18 protein-coding genes are annotated in these 19,125 nt (G+C 68.2%); 8 read left to right on the forward strand and 10 right to left on the reverse strand.

Going from position 1 to position 19,125, the window contains the following annotated elements; translation table 11 throughout:
• Positions 1–100: 100 nt before the first annotated feature.
• Positions 101–1,018: an alpha/beta hydrolase family protein gene (locus tag G6N46_RS07680; RefSeq protein ID WP_138248765.1), complete on the reverse strand. Its 918-nt coding sequence runs from the start codon at positions 1,016–1,018 to the stop codon at positions 101–103.
• 133 nt (positions 1,019–1,151) lie between these two features.
• On the opposite strand from G6N46_RS07680, the gene G6N46_RS07685 reads away from it, so the two are divergent.
• Positions 1,152–2,003 (forward strand): helix-turn-helix transcriptional regulator, encoded by an 852-nt coding sequence (locus G6N46_RS07685; RefSeq protein WP_138248764.1) that lies wholly within the window; start codon positions 1,152–1,154, stop codon positions 2,001–2,003.
• Here G6N46_RS07685 and G6N46_RS07690 read toward each other — a convergent pair.
• The 3 genes from G6N46_RS07690 to serA are packed head-to-tail and all read right to left on the reverse strand — an operon-like array spanning position 1,992 to position 5,162.
• The gene (locus G6N46_RS07690) at positions 1,992–2,564 is read right to left on the reverse strand and encodes a hypothetical protein (protein WP_138248763.1); all 573 of its coding nucleotides are present in this window, start codon (positions 2,562–2,564) and stop codon (positions 1,992–1,994) included. The genes G6N46_RS07685 and G6N46_RS07690 overlap by 12 nt on opposite strands.
• Positions 2,565–2,568: 4 nt before the next feature.
• Positions 2,569–3,579, reverse strand: coding sequence for a 3-isopropylmalate dehydrogenase (locus G6N46_RS07695; RefSeq protein WP_138248762.1), 1,011 nt, complete (start codon positions 3,577–3,579; stop codon positions 2,569–2,571).
• Positions 3,576–5,162, reverse strand: coding sequence for a phosphoglycerate dehydrogenase (serA, locus tag G6N46_RS07700; protein WP_064860480.1), 1,587 nt, complete (start codon positions 5,160–5,162; stop codon positions 3,576–3,578). Before serA ends, G6N46_RS07695 begins: the two co-directional genes overlap by 4 nt.
• An 85-nt stretch (positions 5,163–5,247) precedes the next feature.
• Here serA and G6N46_RS07705 point away from each other — a divergent pair, with 85 nt between their 5' ends.
• From G6N46_RS07705 to G6N46_RS07715, 3 genes are all read left to right on the forward strand, one after another.
• Entirely contained in the window at positions 5,248–6,681 is a 1,434-nt protein-coding gene (locus G6N46_RS07705) for a phytoene desaturase family protein (RefSeq protein ID WP_322790397.1), read from the forward strand.
• Positions 6,682–6,695: 14 nt separating this feature from the next.
• Complete coding sequence (wrbA, locus tag G6N46_RS07710; RefSeq protein WP_138248760.1) at positions 6,696–7,295, forward strand: NAD(P)H:quinone oxidoreductase; 600 nt, start codon at positions 6,696–6,698, stop codon at positions 7,293–7,295.
• Positions 7,296–7,629: 334 nt separating this feature from the next.
• Positions 7,630–7,959 (forward strand): hypothetical protein, encoded by a 330-nt coding sequence (locus G6N46_RS07715; RefSeq protein ID WP_135356618.1) that lies wholly within the window; start codon positions 7,630–7,632, stop codon positions 7,957–7,959.
• A 72-nt stretch (positions 7,960–8,031) separates the two neighbouring features.
• On the opposite strand, the gene ilvC is transcribed toward G6N46_RS07715, so the two are convergent.
• From ilvC to G6N46_RS07730, 3 genes are all read right to left on the reverse strand, one after another.
• On the reverse strand, positions 8,032–9,033 hold the full coding sequence (gene ilvC / locus G6N46_RS07720; protein WP_174814116.1) for a ketol-acid reductoisomerase: 1,002 nt from the start codon (positions 9,031–9,033) through the stop codon (positions 8,032–8,034).
• A 69-nt stretch (positions 9,034–9,102) separates the two neighbouring features.
• The gene (ilvN, locus tag G6N46_RS07725; protein ID WP_061001088.1) at positions 9,103–9,609 is read right to left on the reverse strand and encodes an acetolactate synthase small subunit; all 507 of its coding nucleotides are present in this window, start codon (positions 9,607–9,609) and stop codon (positions 9,103–9,105) included.
• A 5-nt stretch (positions 9,610–9,614) separates the two neighbouring features.
• Positions 9,615–11,465: an acetolactate synthase large subunit gene (locus G6N46_RS07730; protein WP_138248758.1), complete on the reverse strand. Its 1,851-nt coding sequence runs from the start codon at positions 11,463–11,465 to the stop codon at positions 9,615–9,617.
• A gap of 259 nt (positions 11,466–11,724) precedes the next feature.
• On the opposite strand from G6N46_RS07730, the gene G6N46_RS07735 reads away from it, so the two are divergent.
• Positions 11,725–12,135, forward strand: a complete 411-nt coding sequence (locus G6N46_RS07735; protein ID WP_138248757.1) for a PH domain-containing protein — start codon at positions 11,725–11,727, stop codon at positions 12,133–12,135.
• A gap of 35 nt (positions 12,136–12,170) precedes the next feature.
• On the opposite strand, the gene G6N46_RS07740 is transcribed toward G6N46_RS07735, so the two are convergent.
• Positions 12,171–13,076, reverse strand: a complete 906-nt coding sequence (locus G6N46_RS07740; protein WP_138248756.1) for a DoxX family protein — start codon at positions 13,074–13,076, stop codon at positions 12,171–12,173.
• Positions 13,077–13,215: 139 nt separating this feature from the next.
• Here G6N46_RS07740 and G6N46_RS07745 point away from each other — a divergent pair, with 139 nt between their 5' ends.
• Together G6N46_RS07745 and G6N46_RS07750 are read left to right on the forward strand one after the other, a co-directional pair.
• Entirely contained in the window at positions 13,216–14,391 is a 1,176-nt protein-coding gene (locus G6N46_RS07745) for a PQQ-dependent sugar dehydrogenase (RefSeq protein ID WP_191260188.1), read from the forward strand.
• Between the two features lie 27 nt (positions 14,392–14,418).
• On the forward strand, positions 14,419–15,528 hold the full coding sequence (locus G6N46_RS07750; RefSeq protein WP_064857674.1) for a hypothetical protein: 1,110 nt from the start codon (positions 14,419–14,421) through the stop codon (positions 15,526–15,528).
• Here G6N46_RS07750 and gatB read toward each other — a convergent pair.
• Entirely contained in the window at positions 15,525–17,021 is a 1,497-nt protein-coding gene (gatB, locus tag G6N46_RS07755) for an Asp-tRNA(Asn)/Glu-tRNA(Gln) amidotransferase subunit GatB (protein ID WP_138248755.1), read from the reverse strand. The genes G6N46_RS07750 and gatB overlap by 4 nt on opposite strands.
• Before the next feature lie 58 nt (positions 17,022–17,079).
• Between gatB and G6N46_RS07760 the strand changes: the two genes are divergently transcribed.
• A complete protein-coding gene (locus G6N46_RS07760) occupies positions 17,080–18,081 on the forward strand; it encodes a glycerophosphodiester phosphodiesterase family protein (protein WP_138248754.1) in 1,002 nt (333 codons plus the stop codon).
• Here G6N46_RS07760 and G6N46_RS07765 read toward each other — a convergent pair.
• Positions 18,078–19,109, reverse strand: a complete 1,032-nt coding sequence (locus G6N46_RS07765; RefSeq protein ID WP_029105781.1) for an ATP-dependent 6-phosphofructokinase — start codon at positions 19,107–19,109, stop codon at positions 18,078–18,080. The genes G6N46_RS07760 and G6N46_RS07765 overlap by 4 nt on opposite strands.
• Positions 19,110–19,125 lie beyond the last annotated feature (16 nt).

Raw genomic sequence — 19,125 nt, forward strand, 5'->3', positions numbered from 1 at the left:
GTATCGACGAAAGACGCCAACGCGGGGTGCCCTTCCGGCACCCCGCCGGCCTGCAGTGCGTTGGGCCCCAACAGATCCCGTGGTGTCAGCAAAGATGACGTCAGGCGATGTACTTGTCGAACCAGTCGATGGCCACTTCCGGGTGGACACCGAGGTAGTTGTAGCCGTCGAATCGCCTGTTGGTTCCTTCAATCCAGTGCAGGCTCTTGTCGGCGACCGGAATCGCGTCGTAGATGTCCTGCACATCCTGCGGGCGCGTCATCGTGTCGTCGCGGACCTGGGCGACGAGCGTCGGCACGGTCACGGCCTTGACGTATTCGAGCGGTGACTGCTCGGCGATCCGGAATCCCGTTCGTTCGTGCACGGCCTGATCGAACTTCACGTAGCCGTCGGCCATCCCGACTGCCTTGACGAACTCCTCGACGATGTAGCGACCCGACACCGGTTGCAGCATCACCATGGCCTGGATTTCCGCGAACTCCTCGGGATGCTTCGACCAGGCCACCGCCGTCGAATCAGCGCCCAGGCACACCGAAAGCAGCACCTTCTTCATCGATTTCGTGTCCGGCCGAGCGCCGGCGTAGCGCAAGGAGCCGATGACATCGCGATATTCGGTCAGACCGATGCCCGCGATTCCGCCGTTGCCCTGGCCACTGCGGCCGTGATTACGGATGTCGTACGCGAGAACGTTGTAACCGGCGTCATGCAGCGCCTTGTACTCGGGCAGGAAATTCACCTCGAAGCCGCCGAGCCCGCCGAACTCCGGCAGGTGCCCGGGGTAGCCGTAGCGGTTTCCGGGGAGAAAGTGGTTATGGATGACGAGCCGGTCGGAGTCGGCCGGGATGAACCAGCCCTCCAGCGGGACGCCGTCCATCGACGGGAAGAACACGTCTTCGTAGTCGAGCCCGACCTCATCTGGGCTCCGTAGCACTGGCGCGCGCCGTCCGCCGGTGGTTCCGGTGGTCCACATTGCGACAAAGCCGTCGAACGCTTCCTGAGCTGCGGTGTCATCGGACATGTGCGGTTCCTTCCGTCGAGAGGTGGTGTCAGAAACGACGGTAGGCCGGGCGCGGTCCGGTCAGTCAGGGCCGAGTTGTCCGGGGTCCAGCAAACCCCCTCTCCCGGCTGCCGAGCCCACTACTGTCGAGAACGTGGACCAGCGCAAGGACATCCGGGAATTCCTCACGTCCCGGCGCGCCCGCATCACTCCCCAGCAGGCCGGCCTGCCCGACTACGGCGCCAAACGACGAGTCCCCGGCCTGCGCCGCGAAGAGGTCGCTCTGTTGGCCGGAGTCAGCGTGGACTACTACACCCGGCTCGAACGCGGCAATCTCACCGGCGTCTCCGACTCGGTACTCAACTCGGTGGCGACCGTCCTGCAACTCGACGAGACCGAGCGCGCGCACCTGTTCAACCTGATCAAAGTCAGCCAAGGGCCGCGGCGGACCCCGCGCAAGGCCGGCAGCAGGCTTCGGCCGAGTGTCCAACTGATCCTGGATGCGATGGTCGGAGTGCCGGCCTGGGTCAGCAATGACCGCCTCGACATCCTGGCCGCCAACGTCATCGCCGCGGAGTTGTACCGCGTCGCCATCGACGGACCCGGACAGGCCAACCTCGCCCGATTCGTGTTTTTGGACGGCCGCGCGCAGGAATTCTTCGTCGATTGGAATCAGCAGGCCGACAACGCCGTCGCGATTCTGCGCAGTGCCGCGGCCCGTGATCCGTACGACGACCGGCTGACCCAGCTCGTCGGCGAATTGAGCACGCGCAGTGACGAATTCCGGGTCCGCTGGGGCGCCCACATCATCCGCGCACACCAGTCGGGCCCGAAAGCGTTCAAGCACCCCGACGTCGGCCAGCTCGATCTGACCTTCGATGGGCTGGAACTTGCCGCCGATCCGGGTCTGACGCTCTATGTCATGACGGCGGAACCGAATTCAGCGACGGCGGAACGACTGAAGTTACTCGGCAGCCTGGCGGCAACGCGCCAGTCACACGGCTGACCGCCCAGGCCGCACCAACAGCGCGGCCACCAGGAAGCACAGTGCTCCGACGAACGTCCCGAAGTTGGCCATCCGCTCGTCGATCGTGACACCGGTCTTGCGGACGAACGCCGCCAGCGCCGAGACCTGGAACGCGACGCAGCCCATCATGTTGATCCACGATGCCTGCCAGGCAACGGATTTCGGCGACCACAGGCCGACCACCATGACGGCCAGCAGCCCACTGAGCAGGAAGGCCAGTGACCCGGCGGCGTCGGGCGCCCACACGTAGCGGCGCTCGGCGAGCACGGCGTGCGCCCACACTGCCGCGCCGGTGCTCACGTTGAACAACACGGTGCCCATGAATTGGATTGCCGCCGACCACCATTGGCTTCCCGGCGGGGCCAGCAGGTACTGCATCAGGGCGGCCGTGGTGAAGAACCACGATCCGATGAAGCACAGCACGTTCGCCGTGCCGGCCCCGGCCACCGAGGGAAACCCCGGCGCCGTGGCCAGCGCGAAGAATGCCGAGCCGATGGCGAAAAGCCAACACTGCCTGGTGAGGGTGGCGAAGCCGCTCACGGCACTACAGGAAGCTGCGAATCCGCTCGCCGGTCTCCGACGTCGACAGTTTGGCGTCGCCACGCGTCGAAAGGTGCTCGGCGACAGCCTTGTCCACGCGGGCCGCGGCGTCGGTCTCACCGAGGTGCGTGAGCAGCAGCGCCACACTCATGATGGCCGCGGTCGGGTCGGCGAGACCCTGACCCGCGATGTCGGGCGCGCTGCCGTGCACCGGCTCGAACATCGACGGGTTGGTGCCCGTCGCATCGATGTTGCCCGACGCTGCCAGGCCGATGCCGCCGGAGACGGCCGCGGCCAGGTCGGTGATGATGTCGCCGAACAGGTTGTCGGTGACGATCACGTCGAAGCGGCCCGGATCGGTGACCATGTGGATGGTCGCGGCATCGATGTGCTGGTAAGCGGTCTCGACGTCCGGGTACTCGGTGGCGACCTCGTCGACCGTGCGCTTCCACAGCGAGCCGGCGAACGCCAGCACGTTGTTCTTGTGCACCAGGGTCAGGTGCTTACGCCGCGTCCGGGCCTTCTCGAATGCGTAGCGGACGACCCGCTCCACACCGAAGCGCGTGTTGGTGGACACCTCGGTGGCCACCTCGTGCGGGGTGCCGACGCGGATGGCGCCACCGGTGCCGGTGTACGGACCCTCGGTGCCCTCGCGGACGACGACGAAATCGATGTCCGGGTTGCCGGCCAGCGGGCTGTCGACACCGGCGAACAGCCGCGACGGCCGCAGGTTCACGTGGTGATCCAGCGCGAACCGCATGGTCAGCAGCAGACCGCGCTCGAGCACGCCGCTGGGCACCGACGGATCGCCGATGGCGCCCAACAGGATCGCGTCGTGTGTCTTGAGCTCGTCGACCATGCCGTCGGGCAAGGTCTCGCCGGTCTCGTGGTAGCGCTTGGCGCCGACGTTGTACTCGGTGCGCTCGACGCCCGGCAGTACGACGTCGAGAACCTTCAGCGCCTCGCCGATGACCTCGGGGCCGATGCCGTCACCGGCAATGACGGCGAGCTTCACGACAGATCCACCAGTTCCAGCGTGGTCGCGCCGACGGCCTCGCCGATCGCGCCGAGCACGTCGGCCGGCACCTCGCGGTCCAGGCGCAGCATGATCGTCGCTCCCGAACCGTCGGCGTCCTGCGACAGCTGGGCCGCCAAGATGTTGACCTCAGCCGCACCGAGCAGGGTGCCGATCTTGCCCAGTGCGCCCGGCTGGTCGCCGTAGTTGAGGATCAGGTTGATGCCCTCGGCGCGCAGGTCCAGGTTGCGGCCGTTGATCTGGACGATCTTCTCGACCAGCTGCGGGCCGCTCAAGGTGCCCGACACGTTGACGACCGAGCCGTCGGCGGCCACGGCGCGCACGTCGACGACGCTGCGGTGGTTGGGGCTCTCGGTCTCGCTGGTGAGGACGGCCTCGACGCCACGCTCGGCGGCCAGCGCCGGCGCGTTGACGAACGTCACCTGGTCCTCGATGACGGCCGAGAACAGGCCGCGCATCGCCGAAAGCTTCAGAATCTCAACGTCTTCCGACGCCAGCTCGCCGAGCACCTCGACGTTCAGCGAGGCCGGGAGCGCCGGTGCCAGGGCACCGACCAGCAGGCCCAGCTTGCGCACCAGGTCGAGCCACGGCGCGACCTCTTCGCCGACGACACCGCCGCCGACGTTGACGGCGTCCGGCACGAACTCGCCGGCCAGCGCCAGCTTCACGCTCGCGGCGACGTCGGTGCCGGCGCGGTCCTGGGCCTCTTCGGTGGAGGCACCCAGGTGCGGGGTCACGACAACCTGCGGCAGCTCGAACAGCGGGCTGTCGGTGCAGGGCTCGGTGGCGAACACGTCGAGGCCGGCGCCACGGACGTGGCCACTGGTGATCGCGTCGGCCAGGGCCTGCTCGTCGATCAGGCCACCGCGGGCGGCGTTGACGATGATGACGCCCGGCTTGGTCTTGGCCAGCGCGTCCTTGTTGATCAGGCCGGCGGTTTCCTTGGTCTTGGGCAGGTGCACCGAGATGAAATCAGCACGACCCAAAAGTTCATCGAGGCTCAGCAGCTCGATACCGAGCTGGGCGGCGCGGGCCTGCGAGACGTAGGGGTCGTAGGCGACGATGTGCGCGCCGAAGGCGGCGAGGCGCTGCGCGACGAGCTGGCCGATGCGGCCCATGCCCACGACGCCGACGGTCTTGCCGAAGATCTCGGTGCCCGAGAACTTGGAGCGCTTCCAGGTGTGTTCGCGCAGCGTGGCGTCGGCGGCCGGAATCTGGCGGGCCGTCGAGAGCAGCAGCGCGAGGGCGTGCTCGGCGGCGCTGTGGATGTTCGAGGTCGGGGCGTTGACGACCAGCACGCCACGCGCGGTGGCGGCGTCGACGTCGACGTTGTCCAGGCCGACGCCGGCACGGGCGACGATCTTGAGCTTGGGTGCCGCGGCCAGCACCTCGGCATCCACCGTGGTGGCCGAGCGCACCAGCAGGGCGTCGGCGTCCGGAACGGCGGCCAGCAGCTTTTCGCGGTCGGGTCCGTCGACCCAACGGACCTCTACCTGGTCGCCGAGGGCGGCGACGGTCGATTCGGCGAGTTTGTCAGCGATGAGTACGACAGGAAGGCTCACGCGCACAGACTAGTGGGCGGCATGGCCGCGCTACCAATCGCGGTTGCCTTGAGCTGCGTTGTCAGCGGCCGTCACTACCATCGACGTGGTGGACGTCACCGTCGTCGGTAGTGGACCGAATGGCCTGGCCGCGGCCGTCATCTGCGCACGAGCGGGGCTGTCGGTCCGGGTCATCGAAGGTCAGCCGACGCCCGGCGGCGGCGCGCGCAGCGCCCCCGACCCGGAATATCCAGGCGTTTTGCACGACGTCTGCTCGGCGGTACACCCGCTGGGGGTCGTGTCGCCGTTCTTCGCGGAGTTCGACCTCGCCGCCCGCGGGGTGCAGATGGTGACGCCGGAGATCTCGTACGCCAATCCCCTGCCTTCCGGCGGAGCCGCCATCGCTTACCACTCGCTGGAGCGCACCTGCGCCGAGCTCGAACACGGCTCCTCGTGGCGGCGGCTGCTGGGCCCTCTGGTCGAGCACGTCGACGGCGTCCTCGGCTTCTTCCTCGGTGACAAACGGTCGGTGCCGCCGGACCTGCCGAGCACCGTGCGGGCCGGGCTGCGCGTCCTGGCCCAGGGCAGTCCGGCGTGGCGCCTGCTGCGCGGCGACGACGCGCAGGCCCTGTTCACCGGCGTCGGCACGCACGCCATCCACCCCATGCCATCGCCCGTCAACAGCGGCGCAGGCATCATGCTCACCACCGTCGCGCACACGGCGGGCTGGCCCGTCCCCGTCGGTGGCACCCAGACCATCACCGATGCGCTCATCGCCGACCTGCGCGCGCACGGCGGCGAGCTCATCACCGACTCCCCCGTGACCAGCCCGCCCGGCGGCGTGGCCATCTACGACACCTCGCCGACCGCGCTGCTCGACATCTACGGACCCGCGGTTCCCGACCGTTACGCAAAAGCCTTGCGCCGCTACAAATTCGGGCCCGGCGTCTGCAAGATCGACTTCGTGCTGTCGGGTGAAATCCCCTGGCGCGATCCACGAATGGCGTCGTCGCCCACCGTCCACCTCGGCGGCACCCGGGCCCAGATGGCACACGCAGAGCGCGAGATCTGGCACGGCCGCCATGCCGAGCACCCGATGACCCTGGCCTCGCTGCCGCACCTGGCCGATCCTTCACGCATCGACGCCCAGGGCCGTCGGCCGCTGTGGACCTACTGTCATGTGCCGGCCGGCTCGACCGTCGACCAGACCGACACCGTCATCGCGTTGTTCGAAGACGCCGCACCGGGTTTCCGCGATCTGGTGCTGGCGGCGCGCGCGGTGCCGGCCGCCGAGATGTCACGGCACAACGCCAACTACGTCGACGGCGACATCATCGTCGGCGGCGCGACGCTCAAGGCCGCGATGATCGGGCCGACGCTGCGGGCCAACCCCTGGACCACACCCATCCCCAAGGCGTATGTCTGCTCGTCGGCCACCCCGCCGGGCACCGGCGTGCACGGCATGGCCGGTCTGTACGCCGCGCGTACCGTGCTGCGTCGTGAATTCGGGGTGAAGACGCTGCCGTCGCTAGCGCCATAGTGTTGGCTTGGCGCATGGCCAAGCTTTCTGTGATCTATTACTCCGCGACCGGGCACGGCAGCTCCATGGCGCAACGGGTCGCGAGCACCGCGGAATCGTGCGGCGCCGAGGTGCGGCTGCGGCCCGTCGCCGAGACCGCTGCCCCCGAGTCGTTCGCGCACAACTCGGCGTGGACCGCGAATTACGAAGCGACCAAAGACCTTCCGGCCGCTACCGGTGACGACATCGTCTGGGCCGACGCGGTGATCTTCGGCTCACCGACCCGCTTCGGCTCGGTCGCCTCGCAGCTGCGCGGGTTCCTGGACTCCCTCGGCGGCCTGTGGTCGAAGGGCGTGTTGGCGGACAAGGTGTACGCCGGGTTCACCTCGACCAACACCGCGCACGGCGGCCAGGAGACGACGCTGCTGTCGCTCTACATCACGCTGATGCACTGGGGTGGCATCCTCGTGCCGCCCGGTTACACCGACCCGCTCAAGTTCGCCGACGGCAACCCCTACGGTGTGAGCCTGCTGGCCAATCACGACAACATCCGCCAGTTCGACGACAACACCTACGCGGCATTGGATCACCTGGCGCGGCGGGTCGTCACGGTCGCGGACCGGTTGGGCGGGTAGTTCGTCGCTCGCCGCCCGCGCCCGGCGTGTCGCGTGCTGTGATGATCAGTGCGCACCGTCAGGGCGGTCCGCTTTCATTCCGCGCTGAGGGCGACAAATGTCGAGAGGACGCCGCCGTGGCCGCAGAGTCGATCGCGGTGACTGGTTGACCCTGCGGCTGTGGCTGGAACGTTCGAGTGGCCAATGCCGCTGGCGCAGAGTCAATGCACGCGTTGGTGATTCTGCGGTCAGGGCGCGGTGATCCACTCGGAACACGCGTCATCTACCAGCAACGACAGCTTCGGCACCCAAATTGGCGTCGGAATACCCCGCCGGCCCGGCTTAGCGTGATGAGGTGACGTTCGTAGGAACCGCCCGTCTGGTGGGCGCGGTACCCAATGATCGGTGGTTCGCCGTCGGCGATCTGGAGCTCTATCAGATGCGCCCGCCGTTGTGCGGGTATCACGTGATCGCCGCCGAGCGGAGCATGTGGGCCATGCGCGCGCAGGCCATCTACCCCGATGGCCGCATCGAACCGCCCGAACCCGACGATCCCGTGTCCACCGATTTCTACGGCGTGGCGGGCGAGGGCCTCGACATCGACCGGTCCGTGAAGCTGCCCGGCAGTGCCGACGGCCGCAACGTCGCCCGCGCCCTGGCCGGCATCGGGTACACCCTCTACTGAAAAGCCGAAAGGCCAGTCACCGCACGCTTTTTCGCGAATCGCGTGCGACAACTGGCCTGTCGGCGGTTGAAACTAGGCGGTCTCGGTGATCGGCCGGTCGACCCAGCTCATCAGGTCGCGCAGCTTCTTGCCGGTGACCTCGATCGGGTGCTCGGCGTTGGCCTTGCGCAGACCCTCGAGCTCCTTGTTGCCGCCCTCGACGTTGGCGACGAGGCGCTTGACGAAGGTGCCGTCCTGGATGTCCTTCAGGATGGCGCGCATGCGCTCCTTGGTGTCGGCGTCGATGACGCGCGGGCCGGACAGGTAGCCACCGAACTCAGCGGTGTCGGACACCGAGTAGTTCATGCGGGCGATGCCACCCTCGTACATCAGGTCGACGATGAGCTTGAGCTCGTGCAGCACCTCGAAGTAGGCCATCTCCGGCGCGTAACCGGCCTCGACCATGACCTCGAAACCGGCCTTGACCAGTTCCTCGGTGCCACCACAGAGGACGGCCTGCTCACCGAACAGGTCGGTCTCGGTCTCTTCCTTGAAGTCGGTCTTGATGACGCCGGCGCGGGTGCCACCGATGCCCTTGGCGTAGGACAGCGCCAGCGCCTGGCCCTCACCCTTGGGGTCCTGGTGCACGGCGATCAGCGCGGGCACACCCTTGCCGTCGACGAACTGACGACGCACGAGGTGGCCGGGGCCCTTCGGGGCGACCATGCCGATGGTGACGTTGGCCGGCGGCTTGATCAGGCCGAAGTGGATGTTGAGGCCGTGGCCGAAGAACAGCGCGTTGCCGTCTTCCAGGTTCGGCTCGATGTCGTTGGTGAAGATCTCGGCCTGCGCGGTGTCGGGCGCCAGCAGCATGATGACGTCGGCCCACTTGGCGACCTCGGCCGGGGTGTCGACCTCGAGGCCCTGCTCGGTGACCTTCTCGCGGGACTTCGAGCACTCCTTCAGGCCGACCTTGACCTGCACACCCGAGTCGCGCAGCGAAAGCGAATGCGCGTGTCCCTGGCTGCCGTAGCCGATGACGCCGACCTTGCGCCCCTGGATGATCGACAGGTCCGCGTCGTCGTCATAGAACATCTCAACTGCCACTTGCTTTTCCTTACCCTTTGTTTCTGTTGTTGAAGTTTGGTTCGGGGTCCAGCTCGGTTACTTGGCCGCGCCGATGCCGCGCGGGCCGCGCGCCAGCGAGACCACACCGGACTGCACCAGCTCGCGAATACCATACGGCTCCAGCACTCGCAGCAATGCGTCGAGCTTCTCCTGAGTGCCGGTGGCCTCCACGGTCAGCGATTCGGTCGACACGTCGACGACCTTGGCGCGGAACAGGTTGACGGCCTCGATGACCTGGCCACGGGTGGTGGCGTCGGCCCGCACCTTGATCAGCGCCAGCTCGCGGGAGACGGAGTTGTCCGGCTCCTGCTCGACGATCTTGATGACGTTGATCAGCTTGTTGAGCTGCTTGGTGATCTGCTCCAGCGGCAGCTGCTCTTCGACCGAGACGACGATGGTCATCCGGGACATGTTCTTCTGCTCAGTGGCGCCGACCGCGAGCGACTGGATGTTGAAGCCACGCCGCGAGAACAGTGCCGCCACGCGGGCGAGCACACCGGGGGTGTCCTCGACGAGGACCGAGAGTGTGTGAGTGGTCGACATGGCGCTTACACCTGATCCTCGTTGTCGAACAGCGGACGGATATCGCGCGCCGCCATGATCTCGTCATTGCTGGTGCCTGCGGCGACCATCGGCCACACCTGGGCGTCGGCGCCGACGATGAAGTCGATGACGACGGGGCGGTCGTTGATCTCGCGGGCCTGCCGGATGACGTCCTCGACGTCCTCGGCACGCTCGCAGCGCAGACCGACGCAACCCAGCGCCTCGGCCAGCATCACGAAGTCGGGGATGCGGTGCGAGTGCGTCGACAGGTTGGTGTTGGAGTAGCGCTCGTCGTAGAACAGCGTCTGCCACTGCCGCACCATGCCCAGGTTGCCGTTGTTGATCAGCGCAACCTTGATCGGCGCCCCTTCGAGGGCGCAGGTGGCCAGCTCCTGATTGGTCATCTGGAAGCAGCCGTCGCCGTCGATGGCCCACACCTCGGCCTCCGGGCGGGCGAACTTGGCGCCCATCGCGGCCGGGATGGAGAAGCCCATGGTGCCGAGACCGCCCGAGTTCAGCCAGGTCTTCGGGTTCTCGTACTTGATGAACTGCGCGGCCCACATCTGGTGCTGACCGACGCCCGCGACGTACAGCGCGTCCGGCCCGGCGATCTGGCCCAGCTTCTCGATGACGTACTCCGGCGAGAGGCTGCCGTCGCTCTGCGGGCCGTAGCTCAGCGGGTACGTGTCCTTGACGCCGTTCAGGTAGGTCCACCAGTCGGCGAGGTCCAGCGTGTCGGCGGCGACACCGTCACGGCGCAGCGCCGCGAGCAGGTCGACGATGACGTTCTTGATGTCACCGACGATCGGCACGTCGGCGTGCCGGTTCTTGCCGATCTCGGCGGGGTCGATGTCGGCGTGGATCACCTTGGCGTCGGGCGCGAACGACGACAGCTGGCCGGTGACCCGGTCGTCGAAGCGGGTGCCGAGGGCGATCAGCAGGTCACTCTTCTGCAGCGCCGCCACGGCGGAGACCGTGCCGTGCATGCCGGGCATGCCCATGTGCTGCGGGTGGCTGTCGGGGAACGCGCCGCGCGCCATCAGGGTGGTCACGACGGGAATGCCGGTCAGCTCGGCGAGCTCCAGCAGCTCGGCGGACGCCTCGCCGCGGATGACGCCGCCACCGACGTACAGCACGGGCTTGCGCGACGCGGCGATCAGCTTGGCGGCCTCACGGATCTGGCGGCTGTGCGGCTTGGTGTTCGGCTTGTAGCCGGGCAGGTCGATGACCGGCGGCCAGCTGAAGGTGCACTGACCCTGCAGCACGTCCTTCGGGATGTCGACGAGGACGGCGCCGGGACGGCCGGAGGCGGCGATGTGGAACGCCTCGGCGATCACCTTGGCGATGTCGTCACCGTTGCGGACCAGGAAGTTGTGCTTCGTGATCGGCATGGTGATGCCGGAGATGTCGGCTTCCTGGAAGGCGTCGGTGCCGATCAGCCCGCGGCCGACCTGGCCGGTGATCGCGACGACCGGGATCGAGTCCATCTGCGCGTCGGCCAGCGGCGTGACCAGGTTGGTGGCGCCGGGGCCCGAGGTGGCCATCATCACGCCGACCTTGCCGGTGGCGTGCGCGTAGCCCGACGCGGCGTGGCCGGCGCCCTGCTCGTGCCGCACCAGCACGTGGCGCACCTTCTTCGAGTCGAACAGCGGGTCGTAGACCGGCAGCACGGCACCACCGGGGATGCCGAAGATGGTGTCGACGTCGAGTTCCTCGAGCGACCGGACGACGGCCTGGGCACCGGTCATCTGTTGCGGGGCAACGGCCTTGGAAGAACCGTTCACCGTGCCGCTGGGGCCGCCCGCTCCGTTGGGCTGCGGCGTCGACTCTGGCGGTCGCGTGGTGGGTGCGCTCACTCTTGTCCTCTTGATCGTGTTGCGGTTTTGGCGTTCCCGGGCAAACAAAAAACCCCCGTCAGCGTCTGCTGCTGTACGAGGGTTGCGCGTCGATGCTTGTAGTCGGCTTAGTCAGCCTGGTCACGCACCAACGCGCCCAGTTACTACAAGCAATGCCGAGGTCTGCATAACGGTGACGGTAGTCCTCGCGGCGCGCGCAGGTCAAATCAGTTCCGTTGCCGGACACACCCGGCGACCGGCCGACCCGCCGCCTGGGAAGATGAATGGCGTGAGCCGCCGAACCGCTTCGACCGCACCCCAGCCCGTCGTGATCAAGATCCCGGGGGTCGCCCATCTGGCGGTGGGGTTCTTCGCCATCGGCCTGCTGGCGCTGGTGTTCGCCGGGCCGGCCTGGTGCGCGGTGCTGCTCGTCATCCCGATCGTGTTGTCGGCGATGGTGATTCGCTACCGCACCGTGGCGGACAAGAAGGGCGTCACGGCGCGGTCGCTGCTCGGCAGCCGGACGGTGACGTGGCAGGACATCAAGGGACTGCGTTTCGACCGCTCCAAGTGGGCCAAGGCCGAATTGACCGACGGTACCGAGCTGCGCCTGCCGGGTGTGACGTTCGCGTCACTGCCGGTGCTGACCGCCGCCAGCGGCGGCGTCGTGCCCAATCCGTACAACGAGTGAGCCGGCGCCGCGGTCGAAGCAAGCGTCGATCACGCTCAGTGCAGCGGGTTTGATCCGTTCAGCAGCAGCCACGCGCCGACGCCCGCGCCGATGCCGAGCAACAGGCACAGGATCGACCCGATGAACGGCCGGCGGGCCCAACCGCGTCCGGCGTCGAAGCCGTAGAGCCCCGGCCCCGTCAGGGTCAGCGCCGCGGCGAGCACGATCATGGTCACCAGGTACTCGTGGCCCTCGGGCAGGAAATACGGGAAGTAGCCGTGCACGGGTTGCGCGGCCACCTCGACGGCGAGCGCGTTCATCAGGTAGCCCACCGCGACCGCCGCGGCGACCGGGGTGAACAGCCCCAGGACCAGCAGGACACCGGCGCCGATCTGCGCCCCGGTGGCGAGGTAGGTCAGTATCCCCGCGTGCTGGAAGCCGGCGGCGGCCAGCGCGTGCTCGTACCCGTTCAGGCCCTGGCCGCCCCACCAGCCGAATGCCTTCTGCAGTCCGTGGACCACCAGCCAGGCGCCGAGGCCGACGCGCAACACCATGAGTCCCAGGTCCTGGGTGCCGCGGCGCTTGGCGACGCGTACCCGGGCGTCGGTCTCGGGGTCGGGCTCGATCTCGGCGGGCCCCAATGCGTCGGAGGCCTGCTCGGCACGCCGCTCCCGAGGTTGCACGTACGGCAGCGGCTCGGGTTCGTGCATGAGATCGAACGCCATCGAGGACGGCGTCGACGACGACGCAGGCGTCACCTCGGTCGCCTCGTCGGACGACGCGTTGTCGAACCGCGGGATGGCGGTGGTCGCGGCGGTCTCACCGCCCTCTGCGCCGGCACCGCCGCGGTAGGTCGTGATGGGCAGGTCGTCTTCTGGATCGACCAGGCGTGCCGACGCGGGCCTGGCGGCCGACTCGTCGGGCCGTCGCCATGCGCGCGAGTCATGGGAAGTACTGGTCATAGTTGCCAGGGTAAGTGCAACTGCACTGCTGACCGTGGATTTAAGCGGTGGTTTGACCGGCTTGTTCACGGGATTTGCCCGGCCCGGCGCGCGGCCCCGACGTGGCGAGCATCCTCGAACAGTCCGTAACCTGGCGGGCATGACATTGCGGCGGTCGACGCAGACTGCGCTGACGAGGCCCCGACATCGGCCTGAGCGTTCCGGCTCTGCACCCGCTCGACGGGTCCTGGCGTTGTGCGCCATCGCTTTGCTGGCGCTGCCCGGCTGCGCCCGTTTCGATTCGGCGGCGTCCGAGCCGTTCACCATCGAGCCCGACCTCGGCGGGGCGCCCAGCTCGCCGCCACCGCCTCCGCCGCCGCTGCCGCCGAACCCGTTCCCCAAGGCGTGCCCGGCGCCGGCCGTGCTGCAGGGCTGCCTGGAGAGCACCAGCGGCCTGATCATGGGTGGCGACAGCAAGTCGGCGATCGTCGCCGAACGCGTCACCGGCGCCGTCAAGAACATCTCGACGACGGCGGAACCCAAGGTCAAGACCGTGATCCCGGTCGACGCCTCCGGTGACGGCGGGCTCATGGACATCGTGCTGTCGCCGAGCTACCAACAGGACCGGCTGATGTACGCGTACATCACCACGCCGACCGACAACCGGGTGGTCCGCATCGCCGACGGCGACGTGCCGAAGCCCATCCTCACCGGGATTCCCAAGGGCCCCACAGGCAACACCGGAGCGCTGATCTTCAGCAGCCCGACGACCCTCGTGGTGCTCACCGGGGACGCCGGAAACCCCGCGGCCGCAGCCGATCCGGCTTCGCTGGCGGGCAAGCTGTTGCGCATCGAGCAGCCGACGACGGTGGGCCAGGCGCCCCCGACCACCGCGCTGTCGGGCATGGGTTCCGGCGGCGGGCTGTGCATCGACGGTGCCAGCGGCTCCTTGTACGTCACCGACCGGACCCCGACCGGCGACCGGCTGCAGCGGATCACCAAGGACTCGAAGGTGTCGACGGTGTGGAGCTGGCCCGACCGACCCGGTGTCGCGGGCTGTGTGGCGACCGACGACACCGTCATGGTCAACCTCGTCAACACCAAGAAGACGGTGGCCGTCCGGCTGTCGAAGGAGACCGGCGCGGTCACGGGTGACCCCGAGGCCCTCCGCACCGACACCCACGGCCACGTCTTCGCGCTGAAGCTCTCCCCCGACGGCAACGTCTGGGGCGCCACGGTGAACAAGACGGCCGGCGACGTCGAGAAGTTCGACGACGTCGTGTTCCCGCTGTTCCCGCAGGGCGGATTCCCGCGTAGCACGGACGACAAGACGTAATTTGGCGCCCGACGTGAGGGTCGCTCGATGATGCGCGCGTGCCCGGCCGACTTCGCTCGGCTGGCCGGCTACCTGGGCTTTTCCTGCGACGACGAGTCCTGGGTCAAACTGCGCAACCCCCTGACCCTGGCCCACTGGACCATGCCGGTCGTCGAGTTGCTGATGCTGGTCGGCGCGGCACTCGCCCTGGCCTACGCGCTGCGGCGGGTCCGGCGCGACCCGACCGGGATCGCCATCTGGCTGGCGTCGCTGGTCTACGCGGTGGCGACCGAACTCCCCCGGCATCCACCGGACATCTTCGCCGGCACCCGGCTCGGAGTCATGCTGGTGCACAACGTGTTCAGCGTCGATTTCGTCGACGGACGGCTACCGCTGTACATCGTGGCGCTGTACCCGGCGACCATCACCCTGGCCTATGACATCGTCCGCGCCACCGGCGTCTTCGAACGGCGCGGCGCGGTCGTCGGCGCCATCTGCGTCGGCTTCGTGCACGGCTGCGTCTACGGCGTGTTCGACCATCTCGGTCCGCAGCTGCGCTGGTGGGTCTGGAACACCGCGAACCCCCTGAATCACCCGACGCTCGGCTGCGTGCCGGTGAGCAGCTGGGTCAGCCTCGCGGTGGTCGGGCCCGCGGCGGTCGCCTTCCTGGTGCACGTCCTGGTCGGGCGCCGGGTAGCCGCAGGCACACCACCGGGTGCGGTGTCGTTGGCCTGGCGCACAGCGGTCGTCAGCGTGCTGGCACCGGTCCTCATGGGGCTGTTCAGCCTGCCGACGTTGCTCTCCGCCCACCACAGCGCGACGCAGTACGTGGTCCTCGGGGTGGAGATGGCGATATTCACGTTCGTGGCGGTGCCGGTCCTCATTCAGGACTGGCGGATCACGCGCCGGGTCGGCACGCAGCACCCGAGTTCGTACGTGCGGGTGTTCGGCGTGCTGTACCTGCTGACCTTCACGGTGCTCTGGCTGGCCGCGCTGCCCGACTTCGCCGGCGCCATCGACGGCGTCACCGGCGCGGGCACCCCGACCGGCAATCTGCCCTGCGCCGCGGTGTGTTTCGTGATCGCGGGCTACTGCGTCGCGGGCGTGTCGTCACTCAAGCCGACGACCGCGCCCGCGCCGCAGGAAGTGTTGCGCTAGCTGCAGGCCGCGATCACCAGTTCGCGCACGCGTGCCGCGTCGGCCTGCCCCTTGGTCGCCTTCATCACCGCGCCGACGATCGCACCCGCGGCCTGGACCTTGCCACCGCGGATCTTGTCGGCGATGTCCGGCTGCGCCGCGAGCGCCTCGTCGATGGCCGCCTGGATGAGCGAATCATCGCGCACCACAACCAGTCCGCGGTCGTTCATCACCTGCTCGGGCTCACCCTCGCCGGCCAGCACGCCCTCGACGACCTGGCGGGCCAGCTTGTTGGACAGCTTGCCGTCGTCGACCAGCTTGACCACCGCGGCGACCTGGGCCGGCGTGATGGCCAGCTCGTCGAGTGTTACTTCGCCCTCGTTGGCCTTCTGGGTGAGGAAGTTGCCCCACCAGGCGCGGGCCGCCTCACTGTACGCGCCGTGCTCGACGGTCGCGGCCACCAGCTCGACCGCGCCGGCGTTGACGAGGTCGCGCATGACCTCGTCAGAGATGCCCCAGTCGTCCTGAATCCGCTTGCGCACCAACCACGGAAGCTCGGGGATGGTGCCGCGCAGCCGCTCCACCAGCTCGTCCGACGGCGCGATGGGCTCGAGGTCCGGCTCCGGGAAGTAGCGGTAATCCTCGGCGGTTTCCTTGCTGCGCCCGGACGTGGTGTGCCCGTCCTCGTGGAAGTGCCGGGTCTCCTGCGTGATGGTGCCGCCGGACTGCAGCACGGCGGCCTGCCGGCGCATCTCGTAGCGGACCGCCACCTCGACGCTCTTGAGCGAGTTGACGTTCTTGGTCTCGGTGCGGGTGCCGAACTCCGCGGCGCCCTTAAGCTTGAGCGAGACGTTCGAGTCGCAGCGCATCGAGCCCTGGTCCATGCGGACATCGGAAACGTCCAAGCCGCGCAACAGGTCCCGCAGCGCGGTGACGTAGGCGCGGGCGATCTCCGGGGCGCGTTCGCCCGCGCCCTCGATGGGCTTGGTGACGATCTCGACGAGCGGCACCCCAGCCCGGTTGAAGTCGGCCAGCGAGGTGGTGGCGCCCGAGATGCGGCCGGTGTCGCTACCCAGGTGGGTCAACTTGCCGGTGTCCTCCTCCATGTGGGCGCGCTCGATCTCGACGCGCCAGGTGGTGCCGTCCTCCAGCGGCACGTCGAGGTAGCCGTTGACGGCGATGGGCTCGTCGTACTGGCTGATCTGGTAGTTCTTCGGCTGATCCGGGTAGAAGTAGTTCTTCCGGGCGAACCGGCCCCACGGCGCGATGTCGCAGTTCAGCGCCAGCCCGATCCGGATCGCGGACTCCACGGCCGCTTCGTTGACCACCGGCAGGGCACCGGGCAGGCCGAGGCACACCGGGCACACCAGCGTGTTCGGCTCGGCACCGAACCGGTTCGCACAGCCACAGAACATCTTGGTCTCGGTGGACAGCTCGACATGGACTTCCATGCCCATGACGGGCTCGTACGTCGCGAGGACGTCGTCGTAGTCGAGAAGGTCTGCGTCAGCCATGCGCCTGATCCTAGTTGCCGTTCACCGGCCATTTCCCCGGCCCGGTTAGTCTCCGCGGATGCTCGCACGCATCGGCGCCCTGCTGACCACCTTCGCGCTGACGGCGCTGCCCGTCGCCTCGGCCGATTCCGACGCCTTCGACCTGCAGGCGCACCGCGGCGGACGGGGCGAGACCACCGAGGAATCGCTGCGCGCGTTCACCAAGGCCATCGAACTCGGCGTCACCACACTGGAACTCGACATCGTCATCGCCAAGGACGGCGCGCCCATGGTGTGGCACGACCCGGCCATCCAGCCCGACAAGTGCGCCGACACCGGCCCCGCCTTCGCCGGCGACCCGCAATACCCCTATGTCGGCAAGCTCGTGCACGACCTCACGCGGGCCCAGCTGCACACACTGGACTGCGGCAAGCTGCTCAGCGGATTCCCGGCCGCCGAAGTGGTGAGCGGAAACAAGATCGCCACGCTCGATCAGGTCTTCGCGCTCGCGGACGCGCACCACGCCGCCGTCCGGTACAACATCGAGACCAAGATCGAAGCCGACAAGCCCGAAACCTCGGCCACGCCAAAGCAATTCGTCGACGTCATCCTCGGCGCCGTGCGGTCCGCCGACAAGCTCGACAAGGTCGAGATCCAGAGTTTCGACTGGCGCAGCCTGCCACTGGTCCGTCAGCAGGAGCCCGGTATCCCACTGGTGGCGCTGTGGGACGAGACGACGTGGGTGCCGAACTCGGCCTGGACGGCCGACGTGAACCCGGCGGTGGTCACCGACCCGGTCGCGGGAGCGGCGTCGGTCGGCGCGAACATCCTGTCCCCCGGCTACTCGGTCCCCTACGGGCTCACGCCGAAGGATCCGGGGTTCGCACTGGTCGCCGACCGGGCGTTCATCGACCGGGCACATGCGCGTGGGCTCGAGGTGATCCCGTGGACGATCAACGACGCCGACACCATGCGGGCGCAGATCGCGGCCGGCGCCGACGGCATCATCACCGACTACCCGAGCCGGCTGCGCGCGGTGGAGTCCGAGCTGGGCATGCCGCTGCCGAAGGCCTACCGCTAGCCGAAGAACTCCGCGGCATCGTCGTAACGGCTCTGCGGCACGAGCTTCAATTGCCTTACCGCGTCGGCCAACGGCACCCGGCCGATCTCCTGGCCCTGCAACGACACCATCATCCCGTACTCCCCCGCGTGTGCGGCGTCGGCGGCATTGATCCCGAACCGGGTGGCCAGCACCCGGTCGTGGGGCGTCGGCGTGCCGCCGCGCTGCACGTGGCCGAGCACCGTGGTGCGCACTTCCTTGCGGATCCGCTTCTCGATCTCGATGGCCAGCTGCTGCGCGACGCCGGTGAATCGCACATGCCCGAATTCGTCAATTCCGCCGTCGCGCAACTGCATTGACCCCTCGGCCGGTCGCGCGCCTTCGGCGACGACGCAGATGAAATGCGAATCACCGCGCACGAAGCGCTGTTTCACCAGCCGGCACACCTCTTCGACGTCGAAAGGCTGTTCCGGGATCAGGGTCATGTGGGCGCCGGCCGCCATGCCGGCGCCGAGCGCGATCCAGCCCGCGTGCCGTCCCATCACCTCGACGAGCATCACCCGCTGGTGCGACTCGGCCGTGCTGTGCAGGCGGTCGATGGCTTCCGTGGCGATCATCAGCGCCGTGTCGTGGCCGAAAGTGACGTCGGTGCAATCGATGTCGTTGTCGATGGTCTTGGGCACGCCCACGACGGGGACGTTCTCTTCGGCCAGCCAGTGCGCCGCGGTCAGCGTGCCTTCTCCGCCGATCGGGATCAGCACGTCGATGCCGTTGTCCTCGAGCGTCTGCTTGATCTGGTCCAGCCCGGCCCGCAGCTTGTCGGGGTTGACGCGCGCGGTGCCCAGCATGGTGCCGCCCTTGGCCAGTAGCCGGTCGTTGCGGTCGTCGTTCTTGAGCTGCTCGCGGCGATTCTCGAGCAGGCCACGCCAGCCGTCCCGGAACCCGACGACCGTCGAGCCGTACCGGGCATCGCAGGTGCGGACCACCGCCCGGATCACCGCATTCAGGCCAGGACAGTCACCGCCACCGGTCAGCACACCTATCCGCATGACCCCATACTGCCCG

Origin of the sequence: Mycolicibacterium phocaicum (assembly GCF_010731115.1) — a bacterium.
GTDB classification, from domain to species: Bacteria; Actinomycetota; Actinomycetes; order Mycobacteriales; family Mycobacteriaceae; genus Mycobacterium; species Mycobacterium phocaicum.